Genomic DNA, 22,784 nt, shown 5'->3' with positions numbered 1-22,784 from the left:
ACTATCTCAATTTCAACGTCGCCAGACCGATCAACACCAAAATCACCGTAATAATCCAGAAACGCACGATGATCCTAGGTTCGGGCCAGCCCTTCAATTCATAATGGTGATGAATCGGCGCCATCAAAAAAACTCGCTTGCCGCGCATTTTATAGGACACCACCTGAATAATGACCGACACCGTTTCGACGACAAAGACGCCGCCCATAATCATCAGGACAATTTCCTGCCGCACTAGCACCGCCATGATTCCCAACGCCGCGCCTAACGCCAGCGCGCCTACATCGCCCATGAACACCATGGCCGGATAGGCGTTAAACCACAGAAAGCCCAGGCCAGCGCCGACTAAGGCGGCGCAAAAGACTATCAGTTCACCGGATAGCGGCAAATAAGGAATCGCCAGATAATTAGCGAAATCCACATGCCCTGACAAATAGGCGAAAATAGCCAATGCCGCGGCAATCATCACCGTTGGCATGATCGCCAGACCATCAAGGCCGTCGGTCAAATTCACCGCATTACTGCTGCCGACGATGACAAAATACGTTAACAGCACGTATAGCCAACCCATATCGAGCATGACATCCTTAAAAAAGGGGACGATAAACTGGGTTTCCGCCGCCACTTCCGCGCTCTGAAACAAATAAATGGCCGCGCTCAAGGCCACGACCGACTGCCAAAAATATTTGCTCCGCGCCGATAAACCGTCACTATTGCCCAATGCGACTTTGCGATAATCATCGATGAAGCCGATCACGCCATGGCTCATCGTGACGAAGAAAACCACCCAGACATAACGATTCTGCAGATTGGCCCACAACAACGTGCTGACGGCGATGGCCACCAAAATCAGCGCGCCGCCCATGGTCGGTGTGCCGGCTTTTTCATAATGGCTCTGCGGCCCTTCTTCGCGCACGCTTTGGCCAATTTTGTTGCGCGTTAATTTTCTGATCATCACCGGGCCGACCATGAATGAAATCATCAATGCCGTTAGCGCACCTAGAATGGCCCGGAAAGTCAGGTATTGGAAAACCCTGAAGCTACTGTCGAACTGAATCAGATATTCCGTTAAATAAAGTAACATTGTTATGCTCTGAAGTTTTCCACTAACGCGGCAGCCACTTGTTCCATCTTCCGGGCTCGCGAACCTTTTATCAATATTGTTTCGTTACCGGTCAGCTGTTGTTGCAAGCTTGCTATTAGCTCATCCAGTGAATCAAAAAACATGCCTCCCTCACCGAAACCCTCGACACAATGCTGAGCGTCGGCGCCAATCGCGAACAATCTGGCGACCTTCATCGTCTTGCACAATTGCCCCATTTCCCGGTGTAAGCGTGCGCTATCCTCACCGAGCTCGGCAAAAGCGCCCAAAACCAGCCACGGCTCCCCTTGGCATAGTCCCAGCACCTCCAACGCCGCTTGCAACGAAGACGGATTGGCGTTATAGCTGTCATCGATGACGATGCTTCCTCGCTTTCCGACCCAAGGCTGCAGCCTACCGGTCACCGGCCTCATCGTCGCCAAACCTTGCCTGATCTGTGCTAAACCGATACCAAATTGCAGACAAACTGTCGCCGCCGCCAATGCGTTGCTGACATTATGAACGCCGGCCAACTGCATCTGTACCGTCTCCCGCCCGGCGCCACTGTCGATATCAAACTGGGTGACGAACTGATCATTGCTAATGCGCATGCCGATATTCACGGCGCGCACATCGGCCGTCTGTCGAAAACCGAATGACACGGTCCGGCGCTGGCCCGCCAATCTCTGCCAGAACGAATAAAATTCATCCTCTGCATTCAACACCGCAATCCCGTCATCGACCAATGTTGCGATCATTTCGCCCTTGCTTGCCGCCACCGTTTGCAGATCGCCGAAACCTTCGATATGCGCGGCGCCGACATTGGTGATCACGGCGACATCAGGCTGCGCGTAGCGACTGCTGTAAGCGATCTCGCCGGGATGATTGGCGCCCATTTCTATCACCGCATAACGATGATGATGATCGAGCCGCAATAACGTCAGCGGCACCCCGATATCGTTATTCAAATTGCCTAATGTAGACAGCACGGGATCGCTCACCGACAGAATCGCCGTAATCATCTCCTTGACCGTAGTCTTGCCGTTGCTACCTGTAACACCAGCTACTTTCAACGGTAATTTCCTGCGCCAGGCTCCCGCCAGTTCAGCCAACGCGAGACGACTATCGGAAACGACCACTTGCGGCAACTCGATATCGACGCGTCGCTCGCCGATGACGGCGGAGGCGCCGGCGCTTACAGCCATGTCGATAAAATCATGGCCATCGAAGTTTTCACCCTTGATCGCGATATATAAATCACCGCTCTGTAAGGTGCGACTATCGATGCTGACTGCTTCGATCGTCCGCTCGGCGCCAATTAATCGACCCTGCACCGCTGTCGCAATATCACTCAATTTAAATTTCATTGTTCTTCATGCCACTCGGCCAGCGCCTGTTCGACGACCCGTTGGTCGCTGAAAGGCTGTCGAATACCGTTTATTTCTTGGTAATGCTCATGACCCTTGCCGGCAACGACAACGCAGTCTTGTCGTCCTGCACTTGCAATCACCTCGTGTATCGCCTGTTTTCGGTCATGCACCACCTTCTTATCGCCGCGACAGCCCTTTAAAATATTCGCTATAATCTGCTCGGGCGGCTCTGTGCGCGGATTGTCATCGGTTAGCACCATGTCATCCGCCCATTTTTCCGCCACTGCCCCCATCTGCGTGCGCTTGCCCCGATCCCGCTCACCTCCGCAGCCAAACACGACCCTGAGTCTGCCTCGGCAATGCGGCTTTAATCCGGCCAAAACCTTTTCCAGCGCATCGGGACTGTGGGCGTAATCGACAAACACCGACGGCCGGCCATGGCCGCCGAAATTTTCCATTCGCCCCGCAACCGGCTTTAAGCCGGCCAAACGGTCAACGGCCTGCTCCAACGACATATCCATCGCCAACAATACGGTCAGCACCGCCAAAATGTTTTCCACATTGTAAAGACCGACGATCCCACTATGCAGCGAGACTTCCGCCTCCCGCCAGACGACATCCATGCGTATCCCGTCCAGACCCTCTACGATGTTTTTCGCATAAACCCGTTCATCAATCGCTAGCTCGACGGCCTGTTGCGTAAATCCCCACACCGTCACAGCGTCGGCGATTCTGTTTAATATCCGCTCGGCGCGCGGATCGTCCATGTTTAACACCGCGAACTCGAGTTCCGGCCGTGCAAACAACTTTATTTTTGCGGCCAAATAATCATCCATCGAGCCATGATAATCGAGATGATCTCGACTCAAATTGGTAAACAGCGCCCCCCTGATACGAACCCCGTTCACCCGTCCCTGCTCCAAGCCGTGCGAGGAAACCTCCATCACGACGTTTTTTTTCTCGCTGACCAATAACTCATGCAACATGCCCTGTATCGCCAGCGCATCCGGCGTCGTGTTGAGAGTATGGCGTAATTGCCCCCAACAGCCCCAGCCCATCGTGCCGATCACGCCGCAAGCCGGCAAAACCTGAGCCAGAAACTGACTGCAAGTGGTCTTGCCGTTAGTTCCTGTCACGCCGATCACCGCCATCGACTGCGACGGATGCCGATAAAAGCGAGCGCCTATCAGGCCGAGCCGCTGCGTCAAGTCGGGTATCGCGACCATAACTGCGCTCCCCGTTTTGTTCGCCTGCGCTTGGCCCCCTGCAGCCGGATCGTAAATAACCGCGATGGCACCGTGGTCTAGCGCCTGTTCGACATGCGCGATGCCATGCTGAGCCGACCCTGCCAATGCGATAAACGCGAAACCCGGCTTAACTTGCCTGCTGTCCAACGCCAGTCCGGCTATTTCAACCTTTGCAGCGACGTCAGCCAGTCCCGCCAGTAATTCAGTCAACTTCATTATCGTTTCGCTCAAAGCAATCGGCGACGGACGCTCATCTTCTTGTTAACAACACCGGCATCGTATCTTCTTTATCCGGCGTCACGCCGTAAACTCGCAATGCCCCCGCCATCACTTTTGCAAACACCGGCGCCGCGACTAGGCCGCCATAGTAGTCGCCGGCGCTTGGCTCATCGACCATCACCGCAATGACAAAACGCGGTGAGCTGACCGGCGCCAAGCCGACAAATACAGCAAAATAGCGCTTATCCGCATAGCCGCCGGCAGTCGCCTTCTTTACCGTGCCGGTCTTGCCCGCGACCCGAAAGCCGGCGACTCTGGCCTGATAGGCCGTACCATCCTTCTTGACGACATGCTCGAGCATTTCCCTGACTTTTTGCGCATTGGCCGCGCTGTATACCCGCCGCGCCTGATAGTCTTCATCCCGTTGCAACAGCGTCACCGAATGGACTAGGCCGTCATCTGCGAGGGCGGTATAAGCTCTCGCCAGTTGCAGCAGCGAAGTCGATAAACCGTAGCCAAACGACATCGTCGCCTGTTCGAAACTGCTCCATTGCCGATAGTCTTGCAAAGCGCCACTGGCTTCGCCCGGAAACCCGACGCCAGGCGCACTTCCAAATCCCAGGCCGCGATAGACGCTCCAAAAATGTTGCGGCGGCATACGCAAGGCAATCTTGCTGGCCGCCACATTGCTGGATTTTTTCAGCACATGGGTTAAATCCAAATCGCCATAATTGTGGACATCGCGAACCAGATTACGTCCGACCCGATGAAAACCATGGGTTTCAATGATCTCGTCCGGCGCCACATAACCACCATCCAGTGCCGCCGCGATGACAAACGGCTTGACTGTCGAACCCGGTTCGAAGACATCGACAATGGCTCGGTTGCGATAAAGCCTGCCGCTCAATCCCCTGCGCGTATTAGGATTGAAGGCCGGCTGATTAACCGCCGCCAACACCTCTCCCGTTTTCGCATCCAAGACTACTAAAGAAGCCGAATGCGCCTGATGTTTAATAAAGGCCGCCTGCAACTCTCGATAGGCCAGATATTGAATGCGCTGATCTATCGTCAGTGTCAGGTCTTGCCCCGCCACCGGTTCGGCAATATTTTCCACATCCTTAATGATCCGCCCCTTGCCATCTTTAATGACATGCTTTTTACCTGCAATGCCGCGCAGACTGGCTTCATAGGCCCGCTCCAAGCCTTCCTGGCCCACATCGTCGATATCGGTAAATCCGACCAAGTGGCCGGAGACTTCACCAGCCGGATAAAAACGTTTGAATTCCTTTTCGAAATGAATGCCGTCGACACCGAGTTCCTTAATTTTTGCCGCCAAATCCGGATTGATCCGTCGTTTCAAATAAACAAAACGGCGATTCGATTTTTTACTAATCAGCGCCTGTAATTTATTACCCGACAAACTCAATAATCGGCCGACCTGTCTGATTTTTTCCCGGTCTTCCGTGTTGATTTGTTGAGGATTCGCCCAGACCGACTGAACCGGCGTACTGATCGCCAACGGCTCCCCATGTCTATCCTTGATCTGCCCGCGGTAGGCCGGCACGACGACTTCGGCCACGTGCTGACGTTGCGCCTGTTGCTGCAGAAAACTTTTATTAAATATCTGCAAATCCACGGCCCTAATCACCAAGGCCAGCATGCCGAACAACATCAGACCTAATAGAAGTTTACGTCTTAAGGCGAAATCACTAGAGCGGACTCGACGCCTGACATCTCCATTGGCAATATGCATTTAAGGCTTTATGTAAATAATTTTATCCCGCTCGGGCATGATCAACTTCAATCTATTTCGGGCTTCAATCTCAACCCTGTTTTCCTCGGTCAGCATCGTCAGCTCCAGCTGGAGACGCCCCCATTCGACCTCATAATGGTCCAGCAGCTTTTCCATTCGCTGAATTTCGATAAATATCCGCCGGGTCTGATATTTGCTGTAAATAACCGACAGCGCAGACAACAACAGCATGACGCTCAACCCCGCTAAAAAAACGCCTTTTAACTCACTCATTCAGCGCTTCTCCGCGACACGCATCACCGCACTCCTTGCCCGCGGGTTATCGCGCATTTCTTCCTTTCCGGCCCGTATGGCCTTACCGATCGTTTTCAAGCGACCCTGCTCGATATCCTCTTCCTTAACCGGCAGCCGCCCGGGATTATATTTACGCCCCGATTCCGCACGGATGAAGCGCTTGACGATTCTGTCCTCCAATGAATGAAAGGAAATCACCACCAGCCGGCCTTCCGGCCTCAACATCTCGACAGCCTGCTCCAAGCCGTCGCTGATTTCCTGCAACTCCCGGTTTATTTCGATCCTGATCGCCTGGAAGGTGCGAGTGGCCGGATGCTTATGCTTGTCCCGGAAAGGTATGGCTTCTTCAATCAGCTTCGCCAATTGAAGCGTCGTCTGCAGCGGCGTCTTCCGCCTTGCTTCCACGATCGCTCGGGCTATTTTTCGGGCAAATCGCTCCTCACCATATTCGAACAGCACCCTGACCAGTTCTTTTTCCTCGACCTGAGCCAACCACTGCGCAGCCGTTAAAGCGGAATTCCCATCCATGCGCATATCCAGGGGGCCATCCCGCAAAAAACTGAAACCCCTTGCCGGATCATCTAATTGCGGCGACGAAACGCCGAGATCCATCAGCACTCCGTCGATGGCGCCTGCGCCGCCTTGTCGCCTAACCACCTCAGCGAGCTGGGAAAAACAGCCGTAATGAAGACTGAATCGACTATCTGTATTCAGTTCCCGAGCATATTCCGAATCAATCGCGTCCGGATCCCGGTCAAAGGCCAATAGCTTGCCTGATTCGCCCAACAAATTCAGAATGCCGCGACTATGCCCACCCCGCCCAAACGTACAATCCAGATACCATCCACCAGGCTTAATATCGAGGGCTTGCAACGATTCTTCATATAAAACCGACAAATGTTCCATAAAATCCCTGTTTAAAATGACAATGAGCCTAGGTCTTCCAAGCCTTCATTATCATCGCCATTCAGCCAATCATCCTCTTTGGCCTGCCAAGCTAGCTCGTTCCAAATCTCAAATTTATTCAACTGTCCAACCAGCATGATGTGTTTATCCATACCGGCGAACTTTCTCAATTTCTCAGGCAACAGCAACCGCCCCTGCTTATCCATTTCACATTCTGAAGCATTACCGATCACGAAACGGCGCAATTTTCCGGCCATTTTGTTCAGCGTAGGCAACTTGCTGATGGTATGTTCCAAGCGCTCCCATTCCGGCAACGGATACAACCATAGACATCCGGCCTCGCCAACGCATTTCTCGTCAACGGCCACGGTCACCACCATTTGTCGCTCGCAGCAATCCTGCAACTCCCCCCGATAGCGGGTGGGGATCGTAATACGCCCTTTCGCGTCTAAGTTGATTGCGCTTATCCCCCGGAACAACAGAGCCCCCAATAGTCCAAAAAATTCCCTTTTTTTCCACTTTACCCCACTTACGTTCCACTATAGATTTCAAACCTGCTTTAGTCAAGACCGATTAACTGTTAAATTCTTTCTTTTTCTACAATGACTTACATGATATTCCCCTAACACTTTCAGGTATTGCAAATTAACAACATCAAAATCTTTTTCCTATCAAAAAGTTAATTGCTTTTATTGATGCGATTTGTATAAATACAACAGCAATACATGCTAATTTTCTAACGCTTTACACCGACCCCCGCTTTCTTTAACACGACCGCCTCTGTCACACACCCGCACCACCAACAAAAAATTTTGGCGCAAACAACTTTCGAATCAATACCTTAAAGACCTAGCACATAGTCAATATTATTCTGTCGGCAATTGTGAATGTAGGCGCAGATTTAGCCGCGCCAAGCGAATAAATACGCAGCTAGCGCAGCAATGCCCAGTATCTCGGGATAAAAGAATCTTATACTGCAAAGAATTAAGACAGCATCAGGCCGCTCTGGAAGAAGTGCGCGCAGCATCATGGCCGATTTTTGTTCTAACCGCCAAGGAAGGCGGAAATGTAGAAAATGCAGGAACAATTTTCTACCTGCAAAATCGGCATTGCCACCCCACGACAGGCAGATGTCGCATCCAAGCATGCGCCGCACAGGGAAGTGCAAGTGCCGCGTGAGACAGGAAATTGGAAGCGGCCGCCGCACAGGGAAGCGCAAGCGCCGCATGAAACAGAACGCTAGGCAATTAGCTTCGATCAATAATCTTCGTTAATTTAGGTGCTGGGTGAACGGCGTATTCTGGGACAGGCAACTGATAGTCAAGGAAATATTTTCTCAATGCCAAGCCGAATAGCTACGATTGTTTTTCACACTCGATCCCTATTCATACCATTACAATATAACTATATAACTTAACGCTTCACTCCCTAACATCAAAGATAAGCGGCATGGCGTAAACGTCGATCAGCACAAAGAAAGAGTTGGCCTATAAGCCGGGTTCTGTCTTGAACAGCCATTCATCTAGGCCGCAAGTCACCTCACGGCTCAAGCAATCTACCCGGGAACCGCGCGGGCCGCGCGTCTGCTCCTCTATTTGATCTTGCTCCGGGTGGGGTTTACCCTGCCACCGCTGTTGCCAGCGGCGCGGTGCGCTCTTACCGACACCATTTCACCCTTACCCCTCACCTAGCGTTAGGTGAGGGGCGGTATATTTTCTGCGGCACTTTCCGTAGGCTTGCGCCTCCCAGGCGTTACCTGGCACCCTGCCCTATGGAGCCCGGACTTTCCTCCGCTTTATTTTGCAATAAAACAGCGACTGTTCGGCCAACTCGGCGGCCATTATACCCTATAAAGCCGCCGTCATTCAGCGAATTTTAGACTTATCCGTCATTCGCCAGCGTTAATGCGGCCTGATACAACAATTTTTTTCGTTGCCCGGTCATTTCCACCGCCAAGGTCACCGCGGTCTTGATCGAGCAGTGCTGCAACAGCAGCGCCAGTATCCGCCTCTCCTCCTCGCTGATCTCTTGTTTATGCTTATCGACTTTTGCTCCCTCCACGACGACGACAAACTCTCCCTTGCGCATATTGCCATCATTTTTGACGCGTTCGAAGACCACCGCCAATTGATCCTTGACTATAGTCTCATGTAGTTTGGTCAATTCCCGGGCCAACACGATCTGCCGATCGGCAGGAAAAATCTCCAACATATCCTCCAGCGCCGCCTGTATGCGGTGACTGGACTCATAAAAAACCCAGGTTGCCGGCTCCAACAGCCTTTCCCGAAAAAACGCCTTTCTGGCTCCCGTCGTTCTGGGCAAAAAGCCCTCGAACGTAAATCGAGACACCGGCAAGCCCGACACCGACAAGGCGGCAATCAACGCACAGGCCCCTGGCACCGGTGACACGTCGATCCCTTGCTCCCTAGCCAATCTAACCAAAGGCAGCCCAGGATCGCTCAATAGTGGCGTACCGGCATCCGAAACCAAGGCGATGGTCAACCCTTGTTGCATTTTCTCCACGAGCTTCGGCGCGACCTTGTCTTCATTATGCTGATGCAATGAAATTAAGCGCTTGGAAATACCGTAATGCTGTAACAACATCCTGACATGTCGCGTATCCTCGGCGGCGATCATATCGACCTGTTGCAAAATTTCCACAGCTCTATGGCTAAAATCTGCTAAATTACCTATCGGTGTTGCGACAACGTATAATTTGCCCGGCATCTGTGTTTTTGTCCTCTTGTCTGATTTTTACTGATAAAGGTTTAACTATCATCATGATCCGCCTTCACCTGACGCTCTGCTGTTTATCCCTGACCCTGCTTTCCGCCTGCACCGCTGTTCCTCCCAAAGACCAACCCTATTTTGAAGACGCCGCTCAGGCGGAAACCCTGATGACCAGCGGTAAACACAGACAAGCCGCCAAATTGTACCAGAACCTAGCCGAAACCTATCCTCTTCGGCAAAGTCAATTCCGACTACTGGCCGCGGACGCACTGGTGCAGTCAGGCGAGAGCGACAAAGCCAAACAATACGCCGACAGCATCGACCCAAGCGGCTTATCGGAACCCCAGCGCCAACAGTTGAATCTGATATATGCCCAAATCAACCTGAGTTACGGCAATGCGGAACAAGCTTTGAATCGGCTCAATCTTGTTCGCTATGACAAACTCGCTCGCGAGGATCAAAAAAAATATTACCGCTCGTTAGCCTTTGCCCACTCCTTGACCGGAAACTTATTAGACAGCGCCCAGGCACGCATCAAATTGAGCCCTTTGCTGACAGCCCCCGAACAAATTTCCACAAACAACGCCGCGATACTCGAGACTCTCAGTCTGCTGCCTCGACAAACATTGATTCTGAATCAACCACCGGCGCCCGATGTGTTAGGTGGCTGGATGGCGTTGGCCAACCTGCTGAAACAAAAACCCTTGGACGATGCCGAGCTTAACAACGCCCTTGCCTCTTGGCGGCAAGCATTCCCGAATCATCCGGCCAATAACGAATTTCTGCTCGACTATCTGACCAAGCCGCGACACGCCTTCAAACAACCTTCTGCGATCGCGATCCTGCTGCCTGAATCGGGTCCTTATGCCCAGGCCGCCAAAGCCATACGAGAAGGCATTATGGCCGCCTACTATCATCAGCAAGACACGGCGTCCCAACCTTCGATTCGTTTTTATGACAGCATGCAAGGCAGCCCAGCCACCGTTTATGACCAGGCTGTCGCCAATGGCGCCGAGCTGATCATCGGCCCGCTCAACAAGGAAAAAATCGCCGAACTGGCCGCCGGAAGCGACCTGAAAATTCCGGTGTTAGCCTTAAATCACGTAGACAATCTCAGCAAGAGCAACCTTTATCAATTCGGCCTGAGTCCGATTGACGAGGCCCAGCAAGTTAGCGCCAAGGCTTGGCAGGACGGCCATCAAAAAGCCGTCATTCTGACACCGGCCAGCGAACAGGGCGAACGCATAGCCAACTATCTGACGGAAGCCTGGCTACAAGCCGACGGCAAAATGTTAGAGGTGCAATCTTATAACCCTAAAGAGCATGATTTTTCCTATCCCATCAAGCAACTGCTCAACCTGAATGAAAGCGAGCAACGCTATCACCAATTACGCCGCCTATTGGCCAGAAAATTGGAATTCACGCCAAGAAGGCGTCATGATGTGGATGCCATCTTCATCTACGCCTCCCCGACTGTCGCCCGCTCGCTGAATCCGCAGCTGCGTTTCTACCACGCGACCGATGTACCCGTATACGCCACCCCACATCTATATAGCGGTGTACCCAATCCCAGCCAGGATATCGACCTGAACAACATCACCTTTTGCGACATCCCTTGGCTTTTCAGCGAAGTCTATCAAGGAGAACTGAATCAGGAAGCGCTGCGCAGCAACTGGCAGCAATTCCCCAACATTTATTTACGCCTGATCGCCCTAGGAATTGATGCTTACAATCTGGTCGCCCATCTGGACAAATTAGATACGGCAAAATATCAAGGCGCCACCGGTAATTTGCTGCTGAACAAAGAAAACCGCATCACCCGTCAATTGATCTGCGCAAAATTCAAAGACGGCATTGCGGTCGTCAGCGGCTATCTCGATCGAGCCGCCGAAGATTACCAGAGTATTGCCGTCGATCCGCCGCCAGCAGAAAAGGATTCGGCTTTCTCCAATGTTCAATAAGATACGCGCAGCCCATCTGAACCGCGGCGATCAGGCCGAACAACAAGCCTTGGATTTTCTGGTCAAGCAAGGCTTGCGCTTGGTCGAGCGAAACTATCGCTGTCGACGCGGAGAACTGGATTTGATCATGCAGGACCGCCAGACCTTAGTCATCGTCGAGGTTCGCCTACGTCGATCCAATCAATACGGTGGCGCCTTGGAAAGCATTACCGCACGAAAACAATCCCGTATAATAGCGGCTACCGAACACTACATAATGAGTCACCGCATCAACTCAGCGATCCGTTTTGATGTTATTGCCATTTCCGGTGACCACTCCCTCAACTGGATACAGAACGCATTTCATTAATCTCTATGAGTCTACAAGACAGAATCATCAACCATTTTTCAGACAGCATACAAACCAAACAGGATGCCATGGCTAGCTTGTGCGAACTGATCGAGTTCGCCTCTCAGCGCATCGTCGACGCACTGGTCAACGACAAGAAAGTCTTGACTTGCGGCAACGGCGGATCGGCTGGTGACGCCCAACACTTCTCCTCGGAAATGCTCAACCGCTTCGAGCGTGAACGCCCCGCATTGCCGGCGATCGCCTTAAGCACCGACACCTCGACCATCACCTCAATCGCCAATGATTACCATTTCGACGAAATCTTCGCCAAACAGCTGCGCGCATTGGGCCACGGCGGCGATATCCTGCTGGCTTATAGCACCAGCGGCAATTCGGCCAACATCATCAAAGCTATCAATGTCGCCCATGAAAAAGACATGCTGGTGATCGCGCTAACCGGCAAGGACGGCGGCATCCTCTCGGGCGTCCTGAACGAAGTCGATATAGAGATCCGGGTTCCATCGGAATCCACCGCCCGTATTCAGGAAGTGCATTTGCTGATTTCCCATTGTTTATGTGATTTAATCGACCATCAACTATTTGGCGGCTGATATGAAAACACTGATCCCGATATTATTGATCCCCATCCTCACCACCGGCTGCACCACGCTAGCGACCGGCAGCGCCGAAGTCACCGGCCTGTCCTTGCTGCATGACCGCCGCACTAGCGAAGCCTTGCTGAACGATGAGCGCATTGAAATCAATGCCGGCATAGAACTCAATGCCAATGACGCCATTCGTGATCGCTGCCATTTCAATGTCACCGCTTATAACGGCAAGGTATTGCTGACCGGAGAAGCGCCGACAGTCGAATTACGCGACAACATAGTCGCCATCGTCCGCGTCATACCCGGCGTTAAAATGGTGCATAATGAAATGGCCATCGCCGAGCCCACTACACTCGCCAGCCGCTCCAATGACACCCTGATCACCGCCAAGACCAAGTCGTCGCTGAGCGAGGTTAGAAATCTGCCCGGTTTTGATGCAACCCGGGTCAAGGTCGTCACCGAAAACGGCGTGGTTTTTCTAATGGGTCTGCTACACCCTAACGAAGGTAATGTCGCGACGGAAATTGCCCGCCGGCAAAACGGCGTCAAACAAGTCGTTAAGGTGTTTGAATACATCGAATCAGGGAGCAAGGCAAACGCCGATTGACGGCAAGGCTACATTGGCATCGCAACAGGGTGGATTCGCCGCCAGGCAATCCGCCTGGATACGCACAATGGCCAATTTTGCCCCTGTGGCGGTTTTTGGCGGCTTGCTTCGCGAAGCCGCCCTACGATGCTACGGTGCGGGTAGGGTGTGCTGACGAGAGGAAGCGCACCGGTTTTTGATGCGCTTCACGTTCCCGCCAGACGTGCATTTTATGCACCGAAAACACCGACCTTAACGAGATTCAAAAATGGTGCATGCAATGCACCCTTGTCTACGCGAATTTGTGTGGCCCAAGACCGATATCGGGGGCGGGTTAAATAACCCGCCCCGCTCCAGAGGAGTCCATATCATCAATTTGGAGTTCAAAAAGGGCATGGGGTGTGTTTGGCGAGGATGTCGGCAGCAAGGATGCTGCCGTCAAGCCCCCAGGGATGGGTTTACGGCGCTCCTCGACAGACACATCCCATGCCCTAAACACAGCAAAAATGCTCAAACTGGGAATTGCTGGCCCCGCCCCAGAGGGATGACGCGATATTAACCATATTAACCAACCCCCTGTGTTAGTTCAGGTATTTTTTAATGAGGGAGTCCTGCGATTGACGGCAACAGCGACTGTTAGATAGACTCATTGATTTTTCTAGTCAGCAGTCACCACCATGAACTTAAGCAAACTGATGTTACTACCCACCTTACTTGCCTTATTAACCGCCTGCGCTCCAGAAGTCGGTAGCGAGGCTTGGTGCCAGAACATGAAAGAGAAACCCAAAGCCGATTGGACCGCCAACGAAGCAGCGGATTTCGCCAAACACTGCTTGTTTAAATAATCGAAACACTCAGTCCGCTTTCGCCAACTGCATTTCCACCAGTTTCACCCAATAGCTGGCGCCGATCGGTAAGATTTCGTCATTGAAATCGTAATGCGGATTATGCAGTAAACAACCGCCTGTGCCGGGACCATTACCCAGCCAGATATAACAACCCGGCTTTTGCTGCAACATGAAGGCAAAATCCTCCGAACCCATGCTCGCTGCCGGTTCTAAATTCAGCGCCTGATTCCCGACGACGGCGCGGGCCGCCTCGATCGCGCAAGCCGTTTCATGCTCGCTGTTCACGGTCACCGGGTAGCCAGGATTTTCCGGATTGAAGCGAATTTCGGCTTGCAGCTCAAAACATCGCGCGGCGGCCTCGGCGATGTGGCGAATCTTATCCTGAACCTGCGCCTGTACGCTCTGGCTGAAGCAGCGATAGGTACCTCTTAATACGATTTCTTCGGGAATCGCATTCCAGGTATTGCCACCATGAATCTGGGTGATGCTGACCACGGCCGCTTCGGCCGGGTCGATATTACGACTGACGATCGATTGTAAAGCCGTGACCAACTGAGCGGCGCCCAGCATCACGTCATTGCCCAGATGCGGCATCGCCGCATGGGTGGCCGTGCCTCTGTAAGCAATCTCGAAACAATCGAGAGACGCCATCATCGCCCCGCTTTTGACGGCGAAATGCCCGGCGGGGATGTCCGGAAAATTATGCAAACCGTAAACCGCCTGAACCGGAAAGCGTTCGAACAAGCCGTCATCGAGCATTTTCTTCGCCCCGGCTCGCCCCTCTTCGGCCGGCTGAAAAATAAAGTAGACCGTTCCGTCAAAATGCCGCCGCTCTGCCAAATATTTTGCCGCCCCCAACAACATCGCGCTATGCCCGTCATGACCGCAGGCATGCATTTTCCCTGGATGACAAGATTTATATGACAAATCATTGCGCTCCTCGATAAACAGCGCATCCATATCGGCGCGCAGAGCGATCTTTTTGCCACTCGCACCTGCCGTCAATGTCGCAACAACGCCGGTCATGCCCAGGCCCTGCACGACATCCAAACCGAAACTCTGCAGCTTTTTTCCGATAAAGGCCGCTGTCTGCACCTCTTCGTAAGCGGTTTCCGGAAAACTATGAAAATAACGTCGCCATTGCCGCATTTCATCGTGCATCGCCGCAATGCCTGCATAGACCCCCATCATATTCCCCCTTAATTTTCAAAAATTTACAAATTCATCGCCAAGATTCGGCGGCAAAAACTTGTTCTCCTTCCGTTCTTTCTCTATGATTAAGCAAAACTAATGGAGAACAAGATGAGTTACCCTGACCCTCTCACCCGAAAACAGCAGGAAGTCTTTGAATTCCTGCTTGCCAATCAAAACAAATTTCCTCATCCGCCGACCCTGGACGAGCTCTGCCTGGCGATGGGATTGAAATCGAGAGGGTCGCTACACAAACATATTCAGGGCCTGATCGCCGCCGGCCTGGTTGAGCCCCCCGAACGCAAGCAACGCGGCGTGCGCCTGACTCAACAAGCGTTGATGGCCATGGCGGATGAAGACGGACTGCCGCTGGTCGGCGCCATTGCCGCCGGTCAACCCATCGAGGCGATTGAAAACATCAACCACATGGTGGTTCCGGAGCAACTGAAAACCGACAACCCATGCTATGTCTTGCAGGTCAAAGGGGATTCGATGATCGACGCCGGTATTTTTGACGGCGATTGGGTCGTGATCGAACAACGCAGTCACGCCAGAAATGGCGAAATTGTCGTCGCCCTGATCGATAAAAATAATGCCACGCTTAAATATATTGAACAATACCCCCACGAAACGGTATTAATCCCGGCCAACAAAACCATCAAGCCGATGCGTTTTCACCCGAACCAAGTCGAAATCCAAGGGGTGCTGGTTGGTCAAATGAGAAGTTATCAACATCGCTAATCATTAGAGGTAAATCACATGATGTCTCGTATCCACATGCAGGATCAAGTTCACAACAGAATCCAAGAACTGATGAATGAAGCCCCCCGCCATAATTGGGATGAGATTTTACAAAATATCGCCACTTTGGCTCTGGTGACCATATTCATGACGCTAGGCTTATGCTGGTAGCATCGTTGAATCTAACGGTATAATCAGCTATTTATACGCTATCGGGAATTCCCATGCTCAAATTGATCCATGTTTTTTTTATCCTCGCCTCTTTCTCCAGTTTTATCGGTCGGGTCGCATTATTGCAATTTAACGCGGAGCTATTGCAACGTAAGCTGTTTAAAATTGCTCCGCATATCATCGACACGCTGCTGTTGCTGAGCGGCATCGCATTGGTGTTTCAAGGCAACTGGTTGGCGGGCGAATATGGCTGGATCATCAGTAAACTGATCGTGCTGGTGCTGTACATAGCGTTTGCCATCATGACGATGCGCAGCAGCGGCAATAAACGTTGGCTGGCCTTTGCCGCGGCAGTCGCTAGTTTTATCTTAATTTTCGTCATCGCCATCACGAAGCAAGGATTTATTTAACCATTCAGCATCAAAACTCTTTTCTATCCGTTACTTGCTACAGAAGACGCCGTTCACCCAGCACCTAAATAAACGAAGATGATTTATCGCAGCTATTAGCCTATGGAATTTAGGTGCTGGGTGAATATGCCCCTATAGGCTTGGATGCGACATCCCTGTCGCACACACTTCTTCCACAAGCAATTGATAGTAAATCAAGCTGAATAGTTACCTTATACCGAACTCGGCTTATAAATAGAACGACCGACCGGCTATCTGTCGTTCCAACCAGCGCAATAACTGTTTAGCGTCGCTAAACGCTTGCTGATCGAACGTTAGCGGCGCTCTATCGCTGACGACCTCCCAGCGCTGCAACAAGGATTTCAATTTGATTCGTCCGCTGACGCTAAAGTGGTAACGTTCGATTAAGCTTTGATAATACTTCGGCGGCAGTTCCGTCGTTTGCTGTCTGCACGCAAGCAAGCGGGCGATGATCGCATCGGTCGCCGGCAATTGCTTCGCCACCCAGCTGCTCACGGCTTTTGCATTGATGTGCTTAGCCGACTGATCGAGGTTGTCGGAAATCACTTTTATACAATGAATCAATTCACTGCTGCTGAATTTAAGCGCTATTTGATAAAACGCAGCCCCTTCCATGTCATATAAAGAATCGCCCGAATAGGAAAAATCAGGTTGCGCCAGCGTAGATAGTGGCCTGCTTTGACAAGGCCAGCGTCCGATCCATTGAGGATAAAACCTTTTCTCTTGATTATCCGCATCAATGACGGTATCGGCCATGACCAAGGAACCTGTCGGGATGTCTCTATGCCCGGCAATGCCCAAGTTGATCAACACCGGATTAAGCGGCTGAAAGATAGCCATCGCATAGCCAACCGCGCCGGCCATCGCGGTTTTACCGACACCGCTGACGACCAGCACTCTGTCCTCCGCGCGGTAAATGGCAAACGAATGCGGCTGCCGCCATTTTTTCAAACCGTATTGGTTAAGCAATGGTTTTGCCTCGCATTCCAATGCGCAAAAAATAAACACCGCGGGCTCCATAATGTTCATGCCGCTGTGAAACGTTCAATCAATTGCTGATAATGGCTAGCTTCTTGTTGCTTGTCACGTTTTAACGCACCCTGCCGGTAGATTCGACATTTTTTCACTAGCATCTGCATGGCGGCGACGCGGTCGTCCTTGGACAAGCCGCCTTCATCAATAATCTTCTCCAATGCATAGATTCTGAATCGATCCATGCCCCAATATTTTCTCGACAATTGATCTTCGTGCCCCCCGTATTTGATGATCTGCGCCTGTTCAACGAATAACACCGGATAGCGAGCCGTGATACGCAACCATAAATCGTAATCCTCACAAGCCGGCAGGGATTCATCGAAGCCCCCCACCGCGGCAAAAACGCTGCGCTGAATCATGATAGACGAAGGCGACATCGCGCATAAAGGCAGACAATTGCGAAAGATCCAGCCGCCTGCTTTACGATGTTTGCGCATCGGATTCACCCGTTTATCATTACGCATCCAGATTTCCTCGGTATGACAGACCTTGATATCGGTCTGCTCGCTTAGCCTTGCAACTTGTGTAGTCAATTTATCCGGCAACCACTCGTCATCGGAATCCAGGAAGGCGATCCAGTCACCTGTCGCAAGACCGATGCCGACATTGCGGGCGGAACTGACGCCTTTATTAGCCTGATAATGATAACGCACCGATGGGAAAAGTTCCTCGACCATCGCCCCGCTCCCGTCGGTCGAGCCGTCGTCAACGACAATCACTTCGCGGGCGGCATAGCTCTGCGCAAACACCGAAGCTAGCGCTCTTTGCAGACGATCACGGCGATTGTAGGTGGGAATGACCACGGACACAGCTAACATATTTTCCTTAAATTTTAATTAATTGTTGAATTTTCTTGATATTTGACATAAATTTAATTTCGCTAATTCCAACGGAGGTCAAAATGTCTGCTGCAATCAAATTCCACCCTGAAAGGCGTCAACATATCCAGTGTTTGATCACAGAATTACAGCAACAAAGACAAGAACTCTGGTCTTTGTATTGCCAAATTGGACGTTTAAAGCCTTTCGACGACCATGCCGCCCTCAAACCGATACTGAAGCAATTTGCCGAAATCATCGTTGACTATGTATCGCTGGGACACTTCGGGATTTACGATCGCTTGCTGGCGGGATGCGAACGCAGGGCGCGCCTGCTAACCGACGCCCAGAACATTTATCCTGAATTCTCCAAAACCACCGACGCGGTGATCACCTTCAATGACCGCTACGACCAAGGTAAACGCAAATTCACCGTCGATAAACTGGAAGCCGACTTGTCCAAACTGGGCGAAAGCCTAGCCTATCGAATGGAAATCGAGGACAGACTCTGCGGCATGCTGCTTAGTTAAGGCCTGTCATCGGAATCCCCCTCCCGGAGCAAGCCGCTAGTCTCCAACGGTGGTGCCGGAACCGGCGGCATCTTTGACTTCCTTGATAAACAGCTTTTTCAGGCGATTGAAGGCCGACCATAATGTCTTGTCCATCACCACCTGGTTGCCAATCGAAACGATGACCCGCGTTAATTCCGGTATCCTGGTTTTGGTCGACAACATATAGATCGGCTGAACATAGAGTATCGAATTCCCCATCGGCAAGATCACCATCCTGCCACGCTGAACGCTGGATCCATGCTGATCCCATAGCGTGAACTGTTCGGAAACATCAGGATCCTGATCGATCAACGCATCGACCTGAGCCGGCCCGTTGACCTGAACATCCTTGCTAAATTTGTAGATGGTCACGCCAGGGTCATAGGAGACGCCACACTGCTCTCTATTCAGGGTGCCGGCAATCCCAATCATACTGAGGTTGTCGCGATTGATCGGCGTCATCGGGTTGATCATCACAAACTCTTCCCGATCATTGCAGTTCCCGAAATCCATCGTGATGAAATAGGGCCTGACTTGTTGTTTGTTGACGGTCGCGTGCTGCCAAGTTTCCGCCTGCTCATAAAACAGCTCCGGCGTGATCTGGTGATATTTGGCATAGACCTTCATTTGCATATAAAACAAATCACGCGGATAACGCAGATGTTTTTTCAATTCCAGAGGCATTTCATCCAGGTCTTTAAACAAGCCCGGATAGGCGAGATTGTAGCCCTTAATGATCGGATCATCGGGCTCCGAAATATAAAAATCCACCGAACCATCATAGGCGTCGACGACGATCTTCACCGAGTTGCGGATATAATTAAAGTCCAGTTTAGCGTCGAGGAAATCATCCGCCGCCGGCTTGGAGACGGGATACTTATCCGAAGTCGTATAGGCATCTTGAATCCAATAAAAGCGGTCTTTATCGATGACCAGATAAGGGTCTTTGTCCAGATGCAGAAACGGCGTCAGCGCATTGATCCGGTCGATGAGATTGCGCCGTATCATCATCTTGCTTCTGGTCGAGATATTGGTCGAAAAGAAGATTTTTTCGTCTTTGAAATAGAACGCGAACAGGATCTTTCTGAAATAGCCCGGAATGGGCACACCGCCGGAGCCGACATATTGACTCCCGGTCCCCGGATCTGAGCTGGATAGGCCGGCGACGGTCAGCTGGTTCGGCATGATCGCGTAATGATACGGCTCCTGGCCGTAATAAATGTCGGGATACTTGACCTTAAAACCGGCGTCGGAAGTCATGTTCAGGTCGCGCAGATACCAGATTATCGGTTTGCCGGCATCTTGGGCGGCCGGCGTCACGACCGCGCCATAACCATGGGTGTAGCGTAAATGCGTGTTTTCCCAGTTTTGCGCTTCCGCCGGCAATTTCTTGATATTCATTTCCCGTGCCGCCAAGTTGACCTGTTGATAATGATTATTCAGAAAATAGCGATCCTCATCGACAGCCGGGAAACGATAATAAGGCCGGATCCCCTGCAATTGCATATAGACATCGGTCAAAAACTCCCTGTCCCAGACCGGAATGTTTTCGAAATGTTTTTTCGTCGACCACTCTTCGATGTCCTTAGTCGCATCCAAGCTGACCGTGGTCTCGATGGTCTTGATATTGTTCAAATCATAGGCATCCAGCGTCGCATCGATATTATGCTGCATGAACACGCCTTCCGTTTTGACCGGATTCGGCTTGACGATGAAGGTCGTCATCAATTGCGGGATGAACTCCACTTTCCTTAAGCCGACGACGCAAACGAAACCGATAGCGCAAATAATCAACGGCATCTTGATACGGTGCTTTTCGGAAAAAATAAACACCATCCCGGCAACGGCCATCGCCAGGAAAAATAAGATCGACAACCAAATCAGCGGTAATTGATAACGCATTTCGACAAAACCCGGGCCGAAAAAAACCGGCTCATGCGAATCGACATACAATAGCGAGTAACGTTCCAGCAAGAAGCCCCAAATCACAAACAGCACGATGAAGCCGAGCAGCATCGTTAGATGGATCTTCGCGCCTAATGGATATTCCTTGCTTTGATTCGGCACAAAGATGTGCTCCAGCCAATACAACCCTCCAACCAGGAAAAACAGAATAATCGCCGTCGACAACAGCTCCTGTTGAATCAGCATAAAAATCGGATAGGAGAGCATATAGAAACTGACGTCCTGCTCAAAAACCGGTTCGACGATACCGGAGGCGCTGCCGAAGAAAAACAACAGCGCCTTTTCCCACTGCTCGTAAAACGGAATCGCGATGAACACGGCCAGAAAAAAAGATAACGGCGTATAAACTTTCGACGAACCGCTCATGAAAACATCGGCAAAACTTTGAAAACGTCGTCTTTTATCGGCATCGAGCAACACCGCATCGGGCGGATTCAGCCCCAGGTAACGCGAGGCGATCCAGAAATGAAAAAAGAATACCGCGAAGAAAAACAGCGTGACGCCGCCGGAAAGAATAAAGCGATACAACAATCTCAGCCAGAAATAGGCTTCATATTGCAGCGAACGGAACCACCAGAGATCGACAAAAAGATCGAGAAATACGAAATAGAACGCAACGTATAAAACTATAGCGATAACGATGGTCGCACCCACCAAGGCAGGCAACAGTTTCCGGATTCGCATAAATTCCTCTTTTTTACTCTAGACTGTTTATTATTATAGGGTCGATTGTATCAGAACCCGTTCAATACCGTTACGAGCCGGCGTCAGCGCTGGCAACCAAAAAGCACCATTTATTATCCTGTCAATGAGGATTTCAGGCGGCGCCCGACCATGACGAACGGTGGCGTGATGATATTACACGACTTGCCAGGTCATAGGCGCAAATTATACTTTGATATCGCTATGAACAAACCGCCAGGTGAATTTGATTTAAGCCGTTTCCGATTGGTTTTCAAGACAGCCGTCAAGGCTAAGCCACACAAAGAGGAGTCCGTGCAACGTGAAGCAGGGGCTGCTAGTGCGGCATCCATTGTCCTCTGTCGAGTTATCGGCTTAAGCAAGCACATGAATTCTTAGATATTTTTTAATACATTTACTCGACATTACAATAATGGTGTTGTACTAGTACATAGTCAATATCATTCTGTCGGCAATTATGAAAGTAGGTGCAGATTTAGCCGCGCAATACGAATAAATTCGCACCTACCTCAGCATTTCCCTTATATGTTCAAAAATGCTCAACCCGGGAATAACTGGCGCCTGCCGAGTACCCGTCATATATAAATTGACTGAGTACTAGTTGGCAAGGCCATATTCACGCCGGATCTTGAAGGCCAAATAGGAGAAACAATCCGCAACAGATTATAATCATATTATCTTTTTTAATTTTAACACCCAATAAGCGCTTATGGTTGAGACGGTTGCACGTTGGACGCCATGTCTTTTTTATAGCCTTTCGGCCGAATCGCCACCCGCGCCCTGATTAACGTGCATAGACTGCCATCGGCCTGATAATAACCATACTCAAATTCCGGCGTGCTTCGACCTTTTCTTTCCAACTCACGCCTGATCTGCTGCTCCTGCTCCGAGCTCATGGCGAAACGCAATTGTAGATCGCTCAAGCCTTCGCGCCTGAAATCCAGATGCAGTGAACGCGTCCAAACCGAATAACCGGGAAAAACCTTCAAACAGGACATCGCCGCGATCGGATCCGCCAGGCAGGCCTGAAAACCGCCAAACATGCTGCCGCCGGTATTGGTCGCAATCCAGCTATGCGGCAATAAAATGGTGACCCGCCGCCAACACGGTGACAATTCCAACACCTTCAGCCGCATCAGCCAGAAAGCCGGATACCATTTGATGCGTTGCTCATCGCTGAGCCAACGGGCATTCCAGATCAGTTTGCGCAAATTCATTTAACGCCACCTACCCAGCCGATGACGA

At 51.2% G+C, this 22,784-nt stretch carries 22 protein-coding genes and 1 other RNA gene; 9 read left to right on the top strand and 14 right to left on the bottom strand.

The window, feature by feature from the left end; genetic code table 11:
• Nucleotide 1 precedes the first annotated feature (1 nt).
• The 9 genes from mraY to rsmI form a co-directional block, all read right to left on the bottom strand.
• Complete coding sequence (mraY, locus tag Q9L42_RS06325) at nt 2-1,084, bottom strand: phospho-N-acetylmuramoyl-pentapeptide-transferase (protein ID WP_349432337.1); 1,083 nt, start codon at nt 1,082-1,084, stop codon at nt 2-4.
• A 2-nt stretch (nt 1,085-1,086) separates the two neighbouring features.
• Nucleotides 1,087-2,448 carry a UDP-N-acetylmuramoyl-tripeptide--D-alanyl-D-alanine ligase gene (locus tag Q9L42_RS06320; protein ID WP_305909271.1) on the bottom strand — a complete coding sequence of 454 codons (1,362 nt, stop codon included), beginning with the start codon at nt 2,446-2,448 and terminating at the stop codon, nt 1,087-1,089.
• The gene (locus Q9L42_RS06315) at nt 2,445-3,914 is read right to left on the bottom strand and encodes a UDP-N-acetylmuramoyl-L-alanyl-D-glutamate--2,6-diaminopimelate ligase (protein WP_349432335.1); all 1,470 of its coding nucleotides are present in this window, start codon (nt 3,912-3,914) and stop codon (nt 2,445-2,447) included. Before Q9L42_RS06315 ends, Q9L42_RS06320 begins: the two co-directional genes overlap by 4 nt.
• A gap of 34 nt (nt 3,915-3,948) precedes the next feature.
• The gene (locus Q9L42_RS06310; RefSeq protein ID WP_305909273.1) at nt 3,949-5,670 is read right to left on the bottom strand and encodes a peptidoglycan D,D-transpeptidase FtsI family protein; all 1,722 of its coding nucleotides are present in this window, start codon (nt 5,668-5,670) and stop codon (nt 3,949-3,951) included.
• Nucleotides 5,671-5,943 (bottom strand): cell division protein FtsL, encoded by a 273-nt coding sequence (gene ftsL / locus Q9L42_RS06305; RefSeq protein WP_305909274.1) that lies wholly within the window; start codon nt 5,941-5,943, stop codon nt 5,671-5,673.
• Entirely contained in the window at nt 5,944-6,870 is a 927-nt protein-coding gene (rsmH, locus tag Q9L42_RS06300) for a 16S rRNA (cytosine(1402)-N(4))-methyltransferase RsmH (protein ID WP_305909275.1), read from the bottom strand.
• A gap of 11 nt (nt 6,871-6,881) precedes the next feature.
• Complete coding sequence (gene mraZ, locus Q9L42_RS06295; RefSeq protein ID WP_349432332.1) at nt 6,882-7,349, bottom strand: division/cell wall cluster transcriptional repressor MraZ; 468 nt, start codon at nt 7,347-7,349, stop codon at nt 6,882-6,884.
• A gap of 995 nt (nt 7,350-8,344) precedes the next feature.
• An RNA gene (gene rnpB / locus Q9L42_RS06290) (RNase P RNA component class A) lies at nt 8,345-8,703 on the bottom strand.
• A 48-nt stretch (nt 8,704-8,751) separates the two neighbouring features.
• Entirely contained in the window at nt 8,752-9,597 is an 846-nt protein-coding gene (gene rsmI / locus Q9L42_RS06285; RefSeq protein WP_305909276.1) for a 16S rRNA (cytidine(1402)-2'-O)-methyltransferase, read from the bottom strand.
• A gap of 53 nt (nt 9,598-9,650) precedes the next feature.
• Between rsmI and Q9L42_RS06280 the strand changes: the two genes are divergently transcribed.
• From Q9L42_RS06280 to Q9L42_RS06260, 5 genes are all read left to right on the top strand, one after another.
• Nucleotides 9,651-11,561, top strand: coding sequence for a penicillin-binding protein activator (locus tag Q9L42_RS06280; RefSeq protein ID WP_349432330.1), 1,911 nt, complete (start codon nt 9,651-9,653; stop codon nt 11,559-11,561).
• Entirely contained in the window at nt 11,551-11,910 is a 360-nt protein-coding gene (locus tag Q9L42_RS06275; RefSeq protein WP_305909278.1) for a YraN family protein, read from the top strand. Before Q9L42_RS06280 ends, Q9L42_RS06275 begins: the two co-directional genes overlap by 11 nt.
• 5 nt (nt 11,911-11,915) lie before the next feature.
• Entirely contained in the window at nt 11,916-12,503 is a 588-nt protein-coding gene (locus tag Q9L42_RS06270) for a phosphoheptose isomerase (protein ID WP_305909279.1), read from the top strand.
• A 1-nt stretch (nt 12,504) separates the two neighbouring features.
• On the top strand, nt 12,505-13,107 hold the full coding sequence (locus tag Q9L42_RS06265) for a BON domain-containing protein (protein ID WP_305909280.1): 603 nt from the start codon (nt 12,505-12,507) through the stop codon (nt 13,105-13,107).
• A 656-nt stretch (nt 13,108-13,763) separates the two neighbouring features.
• Nucleotides 13,764-13,931: a DUF3012 domain-containing protein gene (locus tag Q9L42_RS06260; protein WP_305909281.1), complete on the top strand. Its 168-nt coding sequence runs from the start codon at nt 13,764-13,766 to the stop codon at nt 13,929-13,931.
• Nucleotides 13,932-13,940: 9 nt separating this feature from the next.
• Here Q9L42_RS06260 and Q9L42_RS06255 read toward each other — a convergent pair whose 3' ends face one another.
• Entirely contained in the window at nt 13,941-15,122 is a 1,182-nt protein-coding gene (locus tag Q9L42_RS06255) for a M20 aminoacylase family protein (protein WP_349432326.1), read from the bottom strand.
• Between the two features lie 114 nt (nt 15,123-15,236).
• Between Q9L42_RS06255 and lexA the strand changes: the two genes are divergently transcribed.
• The 3 genes from lexA to Q9L42_RS06240 are packed head-to-tail and all read left to right on the top strand — an operon-like array spanning nt 15,237 to nt 16,447.
• Nucleotides 15,237-15,866 (top strand): transcriptional repressor LexA, encoded by a 630-nt coding sequence (gene lexA, locus Q9L42_RS06250; protein ID WP_349432324.1) that lies wholly within the window; start codon nt 15,237-15,239, stop codon nt 15,864-15,866.
• Between the two features lie 18 nt (nt 15,867-15,884).
• The gene (locus Q9L42_RS06245; RefSeq protein WP_305909283.1) at nt 15,885-16,037 is read left to right on the top strand and encodes a hypothetical protein; all 153 of its coding nucleotides are present in this window, start codon (nt 15,885-15,887) and stop codon (nt 16,035-16,037) included.
• Between the two features lie 53 nt (nt 16,038-16,090).
• Complete coding sequence (locus tag Q9L42_RS06240; RefSeq protein ID WP_349432322.1) at nt 16,091-16,447, top strand: SirB2 family protein; 357 nt, start codon at nt 16,091-16,093, stop codon at nt 16,445-16,447.
• A gap of 228 nt (nt 16,448-16,675) precedes the next feature.
• On the opposite strand, the gene Q9L42_RS06235 is transcribed toward Q9L42_RS06240, so the two are convergent.
• Both Q9L42_RS06235 and Q9L42_RS06230 read right to left on the bottom strand, forming a co-directional pair.
• Nucleotides 16,676-17,497 (bottom strand): hypothetical protein, encoded by an 822-nt coding sequence (locus Q9L42_RS06235; RefSeq protein ID WP_305909285.1) that lies wholly within the window; start codon nt 17,495-17,497, stop codon nt 16,676-16,678.
• Nucleotides 17,494-18,321, bottom strand: a complete 828-nt coding sequence (locus Q9L42_RS06230) for a glycosyltransferase family 2 protein (protein WP_349432320.1) — start codon at nt 18,319-18,321, stop codon at nt 17,494-17,496. The genes Q9L42_RS06235 and Q9L42_RS06230 overlap by 4 nt, the downstream gene beginning before the upstream one ends.
• Before the next feature lie 83 nt (nt 18,322-18,404).
• Between Q9L42_RS06230 and Q9L42_RS06225 the strand changes: the two genes are divergently transcribed.
• Nucleotides 18,405-18,851: an Rsd/AlgQ family anti-sigma factor gene (locus Q9L42_RS06225; RefSeq protein WP_305909287.1), complete on the top strand. Its 447-nt coding sequence runs from the start codon at nt 18,405-18,407 to the stop codon at nt 18,849-18,851.
• 36 nt (nt 18,852-18,887) lie between these two features.
• On the opposite strand, the gene Q9L42_RS06220 is transcribed toward Q9L42_RS06225, so the two are convergent.
• Together Q9L42_RS06220 and Q9L42_RS06215 are read right to left on the bottom strand one after the other, a co-directional pair.
• Nucleotides 18,888-21,521, bottom strand: coding sequence for a UPF0182 family protein (locus Q9L42_RS06220; protein ID WP_349432317.1), 2,634 nt, complete (start codon nt 21,519-21,521; stop codon nt 18,888-18,890).
• Between the two features lie 725 nt (nt 21,522-22,246).
• The gene (locus Q9L42_RS06215) at nt 22,247-22,756 is read right to left on the bottom strand and encodes a PaaI family thioesterase (protein WP_305909288.1); all 510 of its coding nucleotides are present in this window, start codon (nt 22,754-22,756) and stop codon (nt 22,247-22,249) included.
• Nucleotides 22,757-22,784: the final 28 nt, after the last annotated feature.

This window comes from Methylomarinum sp. Ch1-1, assembly GCF_030717995.2.
Taxonomy (GTDB): domain Bacteria; phylum Pseudomonadota; class Gammaproteobacteria; order Methylococcales; family Methylomonadaceae; genus Methylomarinum; species Methylomarinum roseum.
This window is presented reverse-complemented; position numbering and strand designations above follow the sequence as displayed.